A 13,905-nucleotide genomic window follows, 5' to 3' on the forward strand; every position below is an offset into this window, starting at 1 on the left:
CTTGCAGCGACGGACCTCGGGACGCTCTTACACCACGTCTGCGCGCGCCACCAGTAGAGTTTTCCACAATCTATAAGTAGCCCAGGTCGGGACCCTATTTAACAAACCAAATTCTCGCCCAACGCCATTTCCTCTCCTGGTGACCGGTTCATTTTGGCGGGTTTCATCTGGGCAAACGCCAAAACCACCACAAAGGCGCCTGTCCCCTTTGTGGTGGTTTGAAGCTCTCCTGGGCGGGATGCTAGACTTGCGGCATATACATTCGCGCCAAAACACGGGTCGCATGCAAGAAAGGAGATGCCATGGCGCCTATCGCACCGCTCAAGATGCTCGTCGCTCCTGCCGCCAAGACCATCGCCCGCCTGAGCGACTCACTCACCTACGAAGATATCCCCTGCGTCGTCGAATCACGCGAGGACAGCTGCCCCTACCTGGGCCACGTCCCCTACTTTGCGCCTAAGCTCGTTTCCGATCCCGAGCACCGCGAACAGTAACCCAAGATGCACCAAGCGCTGCGCAACTCGCGGCGCTTACTGTTTTGGTGCAAAGTAACCTGACCCCCGTGCACCAACGCCGGGATTGTCGACGCTTCGGCCGCGGCACGATATGAGGCGCGAAACCTCGCCCAATAACAGGCCAATCACTACGCCCACGAGGATCGGCAACTTTGCCATCTCGGCAGGTGAGCTGTTGAGCGGCACAATCGTAGCGACAATCGAAAGCACAAGCTCCACCACGGGAATCGCAAGTGCCACCGCAAGCACCTTGCCCTCGAAGGGCGTACGGAACACACGCGAGCGATTATCGTGCTTGCGCAGACGCCAAAACGCTGGAAACATGGGGATATAGCTCATGAGCAGAAAGACGACGTTCATCGAGAAGAAGACCCAAAAGACGTCGGAACCCTCACCCAGCGGAATCTGGAGCAGCAGCACCAGGCTGGCAAAACAGCCGTTAATGAGCGCCGAGCCGTTGGGCATGCCGGTCTTTTTGGACACCAACGCAAAGGGACGCGGCATGTTGCCATGGCGCGCGGCATAGCTCGCTACGTTGTTGACGCCAAAGCTCCAGCAGATCATATTGGCGAACAGCGTCACCAAAAAGGCCACGCCCACGACCATCGTCAGCGGGTGGGTGCGCCCCACCATAGCGACGACTGCGTCCACAATGCCCGAATCGAGTGAAAGCTGCTCGGTGGGAACCGCGGCTCCAATGCCAATGCCGCAAATGATGTAAATTGCCGCAATGGCCACACCACCGGCAATAACCGCCTTGGGGATATCGCGCGACGGGTTCTTCATCGTGCTGGCAAAGGTCGCGACCACTTCGAAGCCCATAAAGTTGAACAGGATAATCGATAGGTACGTCAACGAATTGGTGTCTCCCAGATCTGGAATGAAGGTCTTAAACGACATGTCGTTGGCAAAGCCGTTATTGCAGGCAAACCAAATGCCGACGATTCCCACCACGGCGGTAATGAGTACCTTGATGACGGCGCCGCCGTCCATGACCCAATCTGCCTCGGCCACCGGCTGCATTGCCATGACCGTGACGCCCCACACAAAGGCAATCTCGATGGCAATTCGGATCCCGAGTGAAAACTCGATACCCCACACCGCATTAATGACACTGGGGAACATGCAGGCGATACTTGCCACCCACAGTGGAAAGTTGACCCAATAGCACCAGGAGCAGCGGGCGCCCCAACGGTCGCCCAAGCCCAGACGAACCCAATCGTACAGGCCGCCCTCGGAATCGAACGCCGTACCGAGCTCGGCCACCACCAGGCCATAGGGAAGCAAAAACGTAATGATGAGGAAGATCCACCAGAAGAACTGCACGTTACCCATGGCAGATGCCGGAGCCGCCGCCTCGATGGTAAAAACGACGCAGATAACCGAGAGGATGACCTCGAACAGGGAGAACTTTTTACCTGCCACGGCACGCTCCCCCTACAGCAAAAAGGATGGCATCTGTACCGAAGGCGCAGCCCAAGGTAGGGTTGCAGGCCGCGTCACCGGTGCAGGTGCCATCCCAAAGAGAAGAGAGGATGCAATTGTTGGACCAACGCTCGCGGAACAGGCGCGTGTAGATAACGATACGCTGGTACATAGATACTCCGATCAAAACGGTCGCGCTCGCAACCGGAAACTATCAGCAATTGAAGACGCGTCTGACCTGGGAAATTCAAGCGAACAATTGGCCTAACCCGCAATAAATCCCAGATCAGACGCGTACTCAATCAAAGAGGCGGACACTCCGAAGTGGAGGCAACGGAGTGCCCAAAGAAAAACCCAGCCGACCAAGACATCGAATAAACCGACCATCAATGCCCCGAGATGGTCCGATTCACCGACCGTCCGATTGATCGGCTGGGTTTCTGAGGTGCGGCAGATTCCCGTGAAAGAGGAGCGCCGCGTACTTTGGTACGCAAGCGACGAATGAACGGGAAGGTGCCGTGCCTCGGGAAGACAGACAATTACGCGGACGGCTCCTGCTGAGTAATGCAGTGGATGTTGCCGCCACCGAAGACGACCTGCTCGGACTGAACGCCGACGCACTTGTAGACACCCTCGCCCCAGACCTCGTCGTAGATCTTCTGGAGCGTGTCGACGGCCAGCTGGTCGTTCTCGTCGCCGTACTGCGGGACGATAACGCCGTGGTTGGTCACGAGGTAGTTCATGTAGGAGGCGATCAGCGGCTCGTCGGGGACGCGCGGCTCGGCGTTCTCGTCGGCGTCGATGGTGTCGCAGGAAGCCTGGTCCATGAACAGCGGGTTCACGGGCATGCAGAGCTTGTAGACCTTCATCTTGCGGCCCTTGGCGTCGACGGCGTTGGAGAGGGTCTCGTAGGCAGCGTGGCACTGCTCGTAGAACGGATACTCGGGATCGTCGGTCCAAATGCAGGCCATGACGCCCGGCGCGATGAACGTGGCGACGTCGTCGATGTGGCCGTTGGTCTCCTCGGGGTCGATGCCCTCCTTGACCCAGATGACCTTCTCGACACCCAGGTAATCCTTGAGGTGCTCGTCCATGTAGGCGCGAAGCTCCTCGCTCCAGGGCTCAAACTTCTTGTGGAACTTGGGCCAGATGGACTCGGGATCCTCTTCCTCCTCGAGCACTGCAGAGCAGGTGCGGCCCGGGGAAAGCAGGCACTGGTCGGTCACGACAAGGGTGCCCTCGCCGTCAACGGTGATGGAGCCGCCCTCGAGGATCATGTCATCGGGACGATAGCGGCGGCAGCCGGAAAGCTCAGCCATCTTAAGGGCGATCTGCTCGTCCTTGTCCCACGGGAAATAGAGGCCGTCGACGAGACCGCCGTAGGCGTTGAAGTGCCAGTGGTTGGCGCGCTTCTCACCCTTGCCGTTGATGACGTAGGTGGCGGCGGTGTCGCGGAACCAGGCGTCGTCGGTGGTCATCTCGATGACGGTGACGTTCTCGTCCTCCTCGAAGACGGCCTTGCAGTTGGCATAGTCGACCTGGTTGGCGCACATGGTAACCGGGGTGAACTCGGCGATGGCGCGGGCGATGGCGGCATACTGCTTCTGAGCCGGCTTGGCGCCGTGGGCCCAGGTGTCGGTGCGGTGGGGCCAACCCATCCACACGCGATCCTGCGGGGCGAACTCAGCGGGCATAAAGAAGCCGTCGGCCTTGGGGGTGGACTCGGACTCGGTGATCGTACGCATAAGATATCCTCCAAATCGAACGATCGCTTGCTGCGGGCGGGTTACCCGCAGCCTAAAACCAAGAGATGGTAGGCGCCCGTTCCCCGGCAAGGGTCGGGGCGCCCGGCGCCGGTTTTCACGGAGTCGCACCGGCAAGCGACGACGTAACCAAGTGCGCGGAGACAAAACGCACGAAGGATACGGAAGAGAGATTGGGGTGGGCGGTGGTTACCGGAGCTATCGCTCACACCCACCCCGGGGAATGGTTAGCAAACCTGTCGCTTGGGCACGTCTCCGAAGAGGCTAGAGTGCCCGGAGTCGGGAGCGACAAGCCCGACGAAGCGCGCGTTGGTACACGAGGAGGGTTGGAGCCCCAGAACCGGGTGCTCTAGTTCTCCTCGGCCTCGGCGGCCTCCTCAGCGAGACGCTGAGCTGCCAGCTCGGGAGTGAGGCCCTTGTACTCGGTCTCGCGGCCCTTGGCGCTGACGACGCGGACAACCTCGCCGATGAGCAGAAGCACGATGAAGATAACGATCATCGGGAGCTTGTCGCCAATCTCGGCGGCGGAGAGCGGCACCAGCGTTGCAACGATGGCCAGGATCAGCTCGATGCAAGGGATGGCCAGCATGACCTTCATCATGGCACCCTTAAACGGGAACGTGAAGATGCGCTCGCGGTCGGGGTCGCTCTTGCGAAGGTTGAGGAACGCCGGGAACATCGGGATGTAGGTCAGCAGCAGGAAGACGACGGAGGTGCCGAAGAGCATCCAGAAGACGCCGTTGGAGATGGCGTCGATGGGAACGAGCTGCAGGCACAGCACCAGGGAGGCAACGACGGCGTTGACCAGGTTGGCGCCGTTGGGCATGTCATCATCCGAAATCATCGAGGCGAAGACCTTGGGCATGTTGCCGTGCTCGGCAGCGTAGCGGGCGACGGAGTTGACGCCGAAGGACCAGGCGGCCATGTTGGCGAACAGGGTGATCAGGAAGGCGATGCAGATGACCCTGAAGATCATGGAGTCGCCCACCATGGTCTGGACTGCGACAATCATGCCATAGTCGGGGTCGATGGAATCGGCCGGCACAGCAGCGCCGATGCCAAAGCCAGCGAACAGGTAGATCACGGCGATGGACAGGCCACCGACGATGATAGCCTTGGGGATATCGCGAGCGGGATCGGCCATGTCGTCGGTCATAGTGCAGATGACCTCGAAGCCCATGAAGTTAAAGATGATGATCGACAGGTAGCCGAGAGCGTTGGTGTTGGTGAGCTCGGGCAGGAAGGTGGCAGCGGACATGTCGTTCGCAAAACCGTTCTCCATGGCATACCAAATGCCCAAAGCGCCAACGATAACGGCGACGGCGACCTTGATGATGGCGCCACCGTTAAGGACCCACTCGGAGTCGGCCGCCTTGGAGCGGCCCATGAGGTAGACGATCCACACAAAGGCAAGATCGATACCCATCTTGGCGATCAAGTTGAACTCGACGCCAAAGACCATGCCCAAAATGTCGGGGAACATGGTAGCCAGCGAGGCGATCCACAGCGGGTAGTTGACCCAGTAGTAGTACGAGATGCGGGCGCCCCATTTGTCGCCCAGGCCATCGCGTACCCAGTCGTAAATGCCGCCCTCGCCGTCATAGGTGGTACCGAGCTCGGCGACAACCATGCCGTAGGGAAGCAGGAAGGTCAGGATCAGGAAGATCCACCAGAAGAACTGCTGGTTGCCAATGGCAGCAGCAGGAGCGGCGGCCTCGCAAACGAAGACGACGCAGATGATGGTCGAAATGACCGTCAAGAAGGAAAGCTTTTTCTTTCCGTCGCTCATGATGAGCTCCTTCGCTCAGTCTTGGACAGATCCGAGGCCCTAAGGTATTAAGGCAATTGCTTGGGCCTCGGTGAGCGGGCGACAGGAGACGAGCATCCGCCGCCCGCAAACGTGCTTTTAGAAGCCTTGAGGCTTAGAGCTGCTCGAGAGCCTCGAGAGCGGCGTGGAGCTCAGCCTTGGCGGAGTACTCGACACCCTCGTCGTTGAGCGGGGTGCGCTTGCCCAGGGCGGCAAGGAGAGCACGGATGGAGTGCTTGCGGTTCTCGGCCTCGACCCAGCACAGGGAGCGCTCGGGATCGTCCATGACTTCGTCGACGACCTCCTCGTTGCGGGTGGCCGGCAGGCAGTGCATGAACTTGGAGTTGGGGCCGGCAAAGTTCATCATGTCCATGGTGACCTGATACTTGGGATAGAACACGTCCATGTAGTTCTCGCCCGAGACCTCCTCGTCGTACAGGCCATACCACACGTCGGTGTAGATGAAGTCGGCGCCCTTGATGCACTCGATGTCGTCGGAGATGACGACAGAGCCGCCGGAGACCTTGCAGTTCTCCTCGGCGATGGCCATCATCTGCTTGCCGAACTCGGCGCGCTCCTCGACGGTGCCAACGTGCAGGCCGCCGTCGGGGATCTGGTGGCCCTTAGGTCCAAACTGGACAAACTTCATGCCGACCTTGGAGGCGATGAACATGAGGGAGACGCAGACCTGGGTGGCGTCGCCGATGAAGGCCAGGGTGCAGTCCTCGATCTTCTTGCCCTCGGGGAGGTTCTCGAGCATGGTCATGAGGTCGCCCATCTCCTGCGTGGGATGGTTGAACTCGGACATGCCATTGATGACGGGCACAGCGGAGCCCTCGGCGAGGCCGACGACGTCCTTGTGACGGTCAACGCGAGCCATCATGATGTCGAGCAGCGAGCCCATAACGCGAGCGGTGTCGCCCAGGGACTCGTGACCGCCGAGCTGGATGGTGCCAGGGCCATAGAACTGAGCATGGCCGCCAAGGTCGGTCATAGCGGTCTCGAAGGAAAGACGGGTGCGGGTGGAGACCTGCTGGAAGATCATGCCAAGGCTCTTGTTGCGGAGCAGGTGCGGATAATAACCGTCAACCTTGATGGCCTTCTTCATTGCCAGGCCAAGATCCTCGATAGCCAGGATCTGCTCTTTGGTGAAGTCGTTGGTGTCGATGAAATCCTTAGGCAGTGCCATGTCGATTTCCTTTCCGCCGGTCTTGCCGACTATTACTATGAGACGCTCGAACATCACGCCTCGTGTTGACAAGACCATCATTCACCCGTATGCAATTTTTACCTAGTTTATTCGGGATTAAAGACCGTTCACGGAGTTACACCCCCTCTAAACCAATATAAACCCGCAGGTAGCGAGCTTGCAGGGGGTTTACTATCTGGAACCGCGAACGGTATATCGCTATGCTGTAACTCGGCGCCTAATCCGCAATGAAACGATGGGTTGAGGCGTCTATATCCCGCAAGATATACAGGGCTCGGCCATAGACGAAATGAGATGGGACGGTGGCAGATGAACACTCTGATGTTCTTCTATACCCTAGCGATACTCCTGATTTGTATTGTGACGGCAGTGCTTTCGCTTGCCGCCTATGCCTCGTCTCGTCGACGGTTCTTTATCTATGGCAGCGGCGTATTTATCTGCTATGCCATCGAGATGACCGAGATTTTCTTTTTCGAATACACGCTGCAAAACCAGAGTTTTCCGGCCAGCGACTATTACTCAATTACCATGCCTGTGTTGCGGACCCTTGTGGCGACCGCTTCACAAGCTTTTATCTGGCTCATTGCCATGGACTTGCTCGACAAACATTCAAAAAAGCAGTTTGTTATTCCCGTCGCAACGTTCTTCCTGAGCGAGCTGCTGATCATTGTCGCTGTCCCCTACGGCCCCATGCATCAATGGCTCTACTACACGATACGTCAGGCATTCCTTGTATTTGTGGGGCTCTATATCTTTTGGACGGCGCATAAAAGCACGCAGGTCGAGCTTAAGGCGCGCGTCAACAATCAACGAAAGCACCTCATTATCGGCGCCATTCTGGTCGGTTGCATCGTTGCCGAGGATTTCTACAACATCCTTGTTGTTCCCATGAGCCTGGCACCCTCCTGGCTGCAGCTGTACCTATCCGAGCGCAACTTTAGCGAGAACATCTTTGCGTGCTACTTTGCGATTCTGCTGATTATCTATGCCTATCACGTGCTTTCGATTCGCATGCGGGAGGCACCCGAGGAAAAGAACGTCAGCGATCTTGATCGACACATCGAAGAGCAGATGCCCTTCTACCGCAACGCCTACAAGCTCTCCAACCGCGAGACCGAAGTCATGCGCCTGGTTGTGCTGGGCAAATCGAACCAAGAGATCGCCGACGAGCTATTCCTTGCCGTGGGCACCGTCAAGACCCACATCCACAACATCCTGGTCAAAACCGAGCAGCAAAACCGCACGACGCTGATCCTCCACTTCTGGAAGCGATAACCTACCAAAAAGGGACAGGTTTATTTTGGCAGGTTTTATCTGGGCAAACGTGAAGGCCGTCGCGAGGGAACTGCTTTCCCTCGCGACGGCCTTCTAACAGCGAAAACCAAGTGAGTAGGCTTTTTGCAGAAGGCCGAGCACGCCCCAAATCGACACAGCCCTGACCTGCGGTTTTATTGGGCACTTGTCGCGGTGTGCTCGGCAAATCCAAGAAAGTCTACTCACTTGCATCTGAGGCGCACCAGAAAGGCAAAAAACCGCCGCGAAAGGGGTCCGAACCCCGTTCGCGGCGGCTGTACGCAGTGGCTTTGCGATGGTTTTACCCGTCTGCTACTCGCTGTAGCGGGTGGCGATGGCAGCTTGTACCATGCCGGCGCTCATGAGGTACGTTACCAGGAAGTAGCCACCATAGGCCGCCAGGAAAATCGCGCAGGTGAGGCCCACGGTGCCGGCGATGCTCATATCGCCGAATACGCTCACCAGCTCGATGATCACCTTGAGCGCCACAAAGGAGTGCGCCAAGCCCACTGCCAGCGGGAACAGGAAGAATACCGCTTGCTGCGCCATCACCGAATGACGAATCTGGCGGTCGTCACAGCCGATCTGTGCCAGCACACGATAGCTGCGGCTGCCGTCGGCCACATTGGAGAGCTGCTGGATCGATAGGATTGCCGCGCACGCAACGACCAGTACAAAGCCAATGTAGATGGCCAGATAGCTAATCATGCCGTTCATCTGCGCTGCTTGCGTGTACATCTCGGAACGCGTGATGAAGACTCCCCACGACCCCGGCTCCTTGCCGTCAACGAGCAGATTATCGAGCAAGGTGTATTTAATGCTCTCGTCTGCCTCGGTCGTATCCATACCCTGTTTGTAATTAACGAGCAGATTACTGGAATACGGCTGCAGATTAAGCTGGGACAGCAGTTCATCGGCTACGACCACGGTACCGGGATTGCTGCCCATCGCCGAGTTGGCGATGGCCGCCGTGTCCTCGTCCGACTTATCGGTTGCGGGCTTGAGCTCATGCCCGCCCAAGGTGAGGGTATGGCCGCCGGCCATGTATTTGGTGTACAGGTCGCCCAGCTCACCGCCCATATCACACGTGAGCAAATACTGGTCGCGGCCAATGCTCACCGGCTCCTCGCCCATCATCTGGCGCAGTTTGTTGTACTGGCTCGCCGGCGTCACATACAGACCCATCGCATCGGCGTTGCTTCCCTCGAGCGCCTTGGGAAGCTTTTCGCCCATGGCCTTGCACATCTCGCCCGCCACCACCGAGGGGCCCGAGCCGCCAAGCGGGTAACTCAGATACGAATCGATCTGCACATGCTCACCGGCAACATCGGCGATATTGACCTTTTTGCCGGTCTCGTCGTTGTTGTCCGCCGACTTGCGCTCGCCATGCCATGCAGCGTACAAATCGACCGTTGCATCGGCCAGCACCATGCGATCGGCCTCAGACGGATTGACATACTCCTTGTAGTAGTCGAGCGTTTCGGGCGTGTAATAGACATACGTCTGAGACACGTCAACAGGGTTATAGCGCTCCAGGTTTTCGTTCATCACATTGGCAATAGACATACCGCACGTCACCGAGGTAATGGCCAAAAACAGAATCATCGCGATGACGCCCATCGAAAAGCACACCGTGTTGACCTTGGCCGCAAGCTGGCGCACGGTAAACATGTTAAGTCCGCGCCAATACACGCCGCGCAGGCTCTGCAACAGCTTGATAAGCATGCCCGAGAGTCCCCAGAACAGGGCAAAGGTGCCCACTGTAACCATAGCGGTCGTAATGCCAAACTGGTTCATAGCCTCTTGCAGCTTGCTGTCCGTCGCGGTTAGCGGGAACCCATCACGTAGCAGACGGTAATAGGCCACGCCCACAAGCACCACGCCCACGGCAAAGATGGCAATCGCGATCCAGGGGTTGCGTGTCTTGATGCTCTCGTTGCGACGCTCGGCACCCATAAGCTCGATGAGTTTGGTACGACGCACGGCGCGAAGGTTCAGCAGTAGCGTGAGCACAAACATCACGAGCATGCAGGCAAGGGTCAGGTTGAACGCATGCGCCGAGAAGAAAAAGTGGAAATTGGCAATCTGCGTCTTAAAGAGCGAGGCCGTAAAGAACGTCATGAGCTGGGAGAGCCCCACGCCCAGCACAATGCCGGCAACAAAGGCCACGACCGATACTATCACGGTCTCGAGCGCCATGATCGTGGCGACGCGCCCGCGCCCCATGCCGAGCACCTGGTACAGGCCAAACTCCTTCTTGCGGCGTTTCATGATGAAGTTATTGGCATACACCATCAAAAAGGCCATGACACCGGCCAAAAAGTACGTCAGGTAGCCGAGCATGCTGCCCATAACCTGCGCCAAGCCCTTTTCATCGATTCCGGCGATGTCAACCTGCATCGAGATGGTGTTAAAGGCATAGAAGACCGTGACGCCCAGGGTGAGCGTCAAAAGGTAGACGAGATAGTCGCGGCCGGCGCGGCGGACGTTGCCCCAAGCGAGTTTACAGAGCATCGGAGCCCTCACCGCCCATCATGGCAACGACCTCCATAATGCGGTCGAAAAACTCTCGGCGGTCGGTGTCGCCGCGGCGCAACTCGGTGAAGATTTTGCCGTCGCGAATAAACAGTACACGACTCGTGTAGCTGGCGGCAAAGCTGTCGTGCGTGACCATGAGCACGGTAGCGCGTAGGCGGCGATTGAGGGCCTCCAGGCTCTCGAGCAGCAGGCGAGCGCTCTTGGAATCGAGGGCGCCGGTGGGCTCGTCGGCCATGATCATGGTGGGATCGGTGACGAGCGCGCGAGCCGCGGCAACGCGCTGCTGCTGACCGCCGGACATCTGATAGGGATACTTGTCGAGCACCTGACTGATGGACAGGCGCGCTGCCACATCCTGCACGCGGGTCGAGATCTCTGCCGAGTTTGTGCGGGCGATGGTGAGCGGCAGGGCGATGTTCTCGCGCGCCGTGAGCGTATCGAGCAGGTTGGAGTCCTGGAAGATAAAGCCCAGTTCCTCGCGGCGGAACTGCGAGAGCTTGGCCTGCTTCATGCGCGTCACGTCCTGGCCGTTGATGCGGATCGTGCCACTTGTGGCGCTATCGATGGTCGACACGCAGTTGAGCAACGTCGACTTGCCCGAGCCCGAAGCGCCCATGATGCCAACAAATTCGCCGCGGTTGACGGTAAAGCTGACGTCGTTGAGCGCGCGGGTCACGTTGCCCAGCGCTCCATATACCTTTTCGAGATGCGCGACCTCCAGTACCGGGGTCGCCATGTGCGTGGTTTGCATACCGAGTCCTTTCTTGCGATTAGTCTACGGCATCTATAGTCGCAAGAAGCCGAGTCGGCTACCATCGATATGACTTACGCTTGCCTTACCGTTGTGTAAGGTACGGGTAGCTAGCCTGTCACGTGTTGATGTTGAGAGAGGACTCCTGTTGAAGACTGTTCATGTTGCCGCCGGGATCATTCGCAAGGAAGGATCCGACGAGCTGCTGGCCGTGCAGCGCGGCTACGGCGACATGCAAGGACTTTGGGAGTTCCCGGGTGGTAAGCTCATGCGCGGCGAGTCGCCCGAGGACGCCGTACGCCGCGAGCTTATGGAAGAGTTGCAGGTAAAAGTCACCAACCTGCGCGATTTCTACACCGTTGAGTATGACTACCCCGATTTTCATCTCTCCATGGAGTGCTACTACTGCTCGCTCGCCGATGAATCCGATGAGCCTCAGAAGCACGACCGCCAGCTCGATATCCGCTGGATTCCGCGCACCTCGCTTGCCACCGTTGAGTGGATGCCCGCCGACAAGGGGCTCATTGATGCCCTGATTGAGCTGAAGGAAGACCGGCTTGAGGCAAGCGCCGCCGATGACGCCGCGCCCAACACAGCCGCCAAACCCAGGCGCAAACCTAAGCGCCGCAGCAAAAAGCGCCCCAAGCCCGGCCTGCTGGACGGCATCGATACCTCGGACCTCTCCGCTGACGAGCGCGAACTGGTCCGCCGGCGCGCCGCCATCAAAAAGTCCATGAAGGGCAACAAGCGCGCCAACACCAAGCCCGAGCTGCTCGTACGTCAGCGCCTACGGGCCGCGGGCCTTACGGGCTATCGTTTGGAATGGAAGGTACCCGGCAAGCCCGACATCGCCTTCCCCGGCCGCAAGATCGCCATCTTCGTCAACGGCTGCTTTTGGCACCGCTGCCCCAAGTGCAACCCGAGCCAGCCCAAGCGCAATGTTGATTTTTGGGAGGCAAAGTTCCGTCGCAACGTCGAGCGCGACCGCGCTGCCGTGGCGGCACTCACTCAAATGGGCTGGACACCCATAACCATCTGGGAATGCGAGCTCAAAAAAGACCGCATCGACGCCACGATGGAAAAGGTCATCGAGCAGGTACGGGCTGCAGAGCCGCAGCGCTAACAGCGAGCATTCACACGCCCCACACAGGCGAGCCACATCCACGTCACAAACCTTAGAAAGCCCTTAAGCCCAAAACCTTTCAAGAGTGTTACTCAATAGCCTTGACCTGCGGTTTCATCGTAACACCAAACCAGGTTAAGCCTTTCTTTAGCGCTTCTTTGAACGGTCCGCTGCATAATACTGCCAACGCACGGGACCTAGCAGCACACCCTGTGCGCAACCTTTTGGTGGACATCGAGGAGGCCGCATAAGCATGCATTCTTCCAATGACGCAACACAGCAGCCATCCCTAACACATGCAGACCTTTTCTCCTTCCCCCCGACACAGAGAAATGGCCTCCTCGACTCCCCCACCACAAAAGCAAAACGCTCAACCGACCAGAACCTCAACTTGCGAGCATCGTTCGAAAAGCTCCAAGCATCCCTAAACAAGGCGTTCCCCGAACAGGCAAGAGCAATCTAAGCCCATCGCGCTTTATACTGATGCCATGCGAAACATGGATCACATAGAATTGCACCGCGGAGGACGCGAGGAAGCGTTTCCCGAGACCGCCGATGACTGGCCCTATATTGCCGAACGCGCAGAATTCGCTCGCTATCCGGGCAATTCCGTCCCCTGGCACTGGCATTCCGAAGTTGAGCTTTTCTACATGGAGCAGGGAGCGATTGACTATCGAACGCGCGCGGCTCATGAGCACGTACGCTTTGAGGAAGGGTCCGCCGGCTTTATCAACGGCGGCATTTTGCACAGCACGCTGCAATCACCCAATTCGGCACCAGCCATTCAAATGTTGCATATCTTTCAGCCGTCGATGCTCGGCGATCCCGCGGGACGCCTTCAAAAGCGCTATATCAATCCTTTACTGCAATGTCGAGGCGTCGATGTGCTCAAATGGTCGCCCACCAACCCCGACGATATGCCCTTTATCGATTTGCTAAAGAGTTCCTTTAACCACGACCTTCAACGGCCGCAGAACGAGATGGCGCTTCGGAATAGCTTGTCAGAGCTCTGGATTCAGATTTACGCCAAGGCCGAACCGCTCTTTTCCTCCGACAACGCCTCTTGGATGACCAACCGCGACGTACAGTTCAAGGCAATCCTGGACTATATCCGCGCGAACTATGCAGCCGCTATAGATGTGCCCCAGATGGCATCTGCAGCCGGCGTAAGCGAAAGAGAGTGTTACCGCATTATCGAAGCTTGCGCAGGAACGACCCCGGCGGCATATCTGCGCGCATACCGCGTAAACCGTGCTTGCGAACTTTTGACACACACCACGCGAACGGTCCAGACAGTCGCGCGCCAATGCGGCTTTGCGACAGCAAGCCATCTTGGCCAGGTATTTAAAGAACAAATGGGATGCACTCCTTCGAGCTATCGAGCAGCGAGGCAGAATCTCGATAGCACCAGGCAGAAATCCCGCTAGCCTTTCTTCTGTCACCGCATCAAACTTGCAGGCAAACAACAGAGAGGAGCAAT

General features: G+C 58.0%; 11 protein-coding genes. 4 read left to right on the top strand and 7 right to left on the bottom strand.

All coding sequences use genetic code 11. The features are described from left to right. Positions 1-302: 302 nt before the first annotated feature. On the top strand, positions 303-494 hold the full coding sequence (locus DW796_RS07865; RefSeq protein WP_118094773.1) for a hypothetical protein: 192 nt from the start codon (positions 303-305) through the stop codon (positions 492-494). A 36-nt stretch (positions 495-530) separates the two neighbouring features. Here DW796_RS07865 and DW796_RS07870 read toward each other — a convergent pair whose 3' ends face one another. From DW796_RS07870 to ptcA, 5 genes are all read right to left on the bottom strand, one after another. Further along, a complete protein-coding gene (locus DW796_RS07870) occupies positions 531-1,940 on the bottom strand; it encodes an APC family permease (protein WP_118094774.1) in 1,410 nt (469 codons plus the stop codon). After that, the gene (locus DW796_RS10385; RefSeq protein WP_147327489.1) at positions 1,930-2,112 is read right to left on the bottom strand and encodes a hypothetical protein; all 183 of its coding nucleotides are present in this window, start codon (positions 2,110-2,112) and stop codon (positions 1,930-1,932) included. Before DW796_RS10385 ends, DW796_RS07870 begins: the two co-directional genes overlap by 11 nt. Before the next feature lie 367 nt (positions 2,113-2,479). Further along, a complete protein-coding gene (locus tag DW796_RS07875; protein ID WP_089572369.1) occupies positions 2,480-3,685 on the bottom strand; it encodes an agmatine deiminase family protein in 1,206 nt (401 codons plus the stop codon). Positions 3,686-4,052: 367 nt separating this feature from the next. Next, positions 4,053-5,492: an APC family permease gene (locus tag DW796_RS07885; protein WP_118094775.1), complete on the bottom strand. Its 1,440-nt coding sequence runs from the start codon at positions 5,490-5,492 to the stop codon at positions 4,053-4,055. A 133-nt stretch (positions 5,493-5,625) separates the two neighbouring features. After that, on the bottom strand, positions 5,626-6,699 hold the full coding sequence (gene ptcA, locus DW796_RS07890; protein WP_117583532.1) for a putrescine carbamoyltransferase: 1,074 nt from the start codon (positions 6,697-6,699) through the stop codon (positions 5,626-5,628). 330 nt (positions 6,700-7,029) lie between these two features. On the opposite strand from ptcA, the gene DW796_RS07895 reads away from it, so the two are divergent. Beyond that, positions 7,030-7,995 carry a response regulator transcription factor gene (locus DW796_RS07895; protein WP_158551685.1) on the top strand — a complete coding sequence of 322 codons (966 nt, stop codon included), beginning with the start codon at positions 7,030-7,032 and terminating at the stop codon, positions 7,993-7,995. A gap of 330 nt (positions 7,996-8,325) precedes the next feature. Here DW796_RS07895 and DW796_RS07900 read toward each other — a convergent pair whose 3' ends face one another. Together DW796_RS07900 and DW796_RS07905 are read right to left on the bottom strand one after the other, a co-directional pair. Continuing rightward, positions 8,326-10,527 carry an FtsX-like permease family protein gene (locus DW796_RS07900; RefSeq protein WP_118094776.1) on the bottom strand — a complete coding sequence of 734 codons (2,202 nt, stop codon included), beginning with the start codon at positions 10,525-10,527 and terminating at the stop codon, positions 8,326-8,328. Beyond that, positions 10,517-11,302, bottom strand: coding sequence for an ABC transporter ATP-binding protein (locus DW796_RS07905; protein ID WP_006234847.1), 786 nt, complete (start codon positions 11,300-11,302; stop codon positions 10,517-10,519). Before DW796_RS07905 ends, DW796_RS07900 begins: the two co-directional genes overlap by 11 nt. Positions 11,303-11,450: 148 nt before the next feature. Here DW796_RS07905 and vsr point away from each other — a divergent pair, with 148 nt between their 5' ends. Together vsr and DW796_RS07915 are read left to right on the top strand one after the other, a co-directional pair. Continuing rightward, positions 11,451-12,425 (top strand): DNA mismatch endonuclease Vsr, encoded by a 975-nt coding sequence (vsr, locus tag DW796_RS07910; RefSeq protein ID WP_117629870.1) that lies wholly within the window; start codon positions 11,451-11,453, stop codon positions 12,423-12,425. Positions 12,426-12,922: 497 nt separating this feature from the next. Further along, the gene (locus DW796_RS07915; protein ID WP_158567713.1) at positions 12,923-13,852 is read left to right on the top strand and encodes an AraC family transcriptional regulator; all 930 of its coding nucleotides are present in this window, start codon (positions 12,923-12,925) and stop codon (positions 13,850-13,852) included. Positions 13,853-13,905: the final 53 nt, after the last annotated feature.

Origin of the sequence: Collinsella sp. AM31-2AC (genome assembly GCF_003469285.1) — a bacterium.
Lineage (GTDB): Bacteria > Actinomycetota > Coriobacteriia > Coriobacteriales > Coriobacteriaceae > Collinsella > Collinsella aerofaciens_AT.

What these genes read in the sequence shown, in the direction of transcription:
- DW796_RS07915 (WP_158567713.1), top strand. Translation starts at nt 12,923, where the DNA reads ATGGATCACATAGAATTGCACCGCGGAGGACGCGAGGAAGCGTTTCCC.
- DW796_RS07900 (WP_118094776.1), bottom strand. Translation starts at nt 10,527, where the DNA reads ATGCTCTGTAAACTCGCTTGGGGCAACGTCCGCCGCGCCGGCCGCGAC.
- DW796_RS07885 (WP_118094775.1), bottom strand. Translation starts at nt 5,492, where the DNA reads ATGAGCGACGGAAAGAAAAAGCTTTCCTTCTTGACGGTCATTTCGACC.
- ptcA (WP_117583532.1), bottom strand. Translation starts at nt 6,699, where the DNA reads ATGGCACTGCCTAAGGATTTCATCGACACCAACGACTTCACCAAAGAG.
- DW796_RS07905 (WP_006234847.1), bottom strand. Translation starts at nt 11,302, where the DNA reads ATGCAAACCACGCACATGGCGACCCCGGTACTGGAGGTCGCGCATCTC.
- DW796_RS07895 (WP_158551685.1), top strand. Translation starts at nt 7,030, where the DNA reads ATGAACACTCTGATGTTCTTCTATACCCTAGCGATACTCCTGATTTGT.
- DW796_RS07865 (WP_118094773.1), top strand. Translation starts at nt 303, where the DNA reads ATGGCGCCTATCGCACCGCTCAAGATGCTCGTCGCTCCTGCCGCCAAG.
- DW796_RS10385 (WP_147327489.1), bottom strand. Translation starts at nt 2,112, where the DNA reads ATGTACCAGCGTATCGTTATCTACACGCGCCTGTTCCGCGAGCGTTGG.
- DW796_RS07875 (WP_089572369.1), bottom strand. Translation starts at nt 3,685, where the DNA reads ATGCGTACGATCACCGAGTCCGAGTCCACCCCCAAGGCCGACGGCTTC.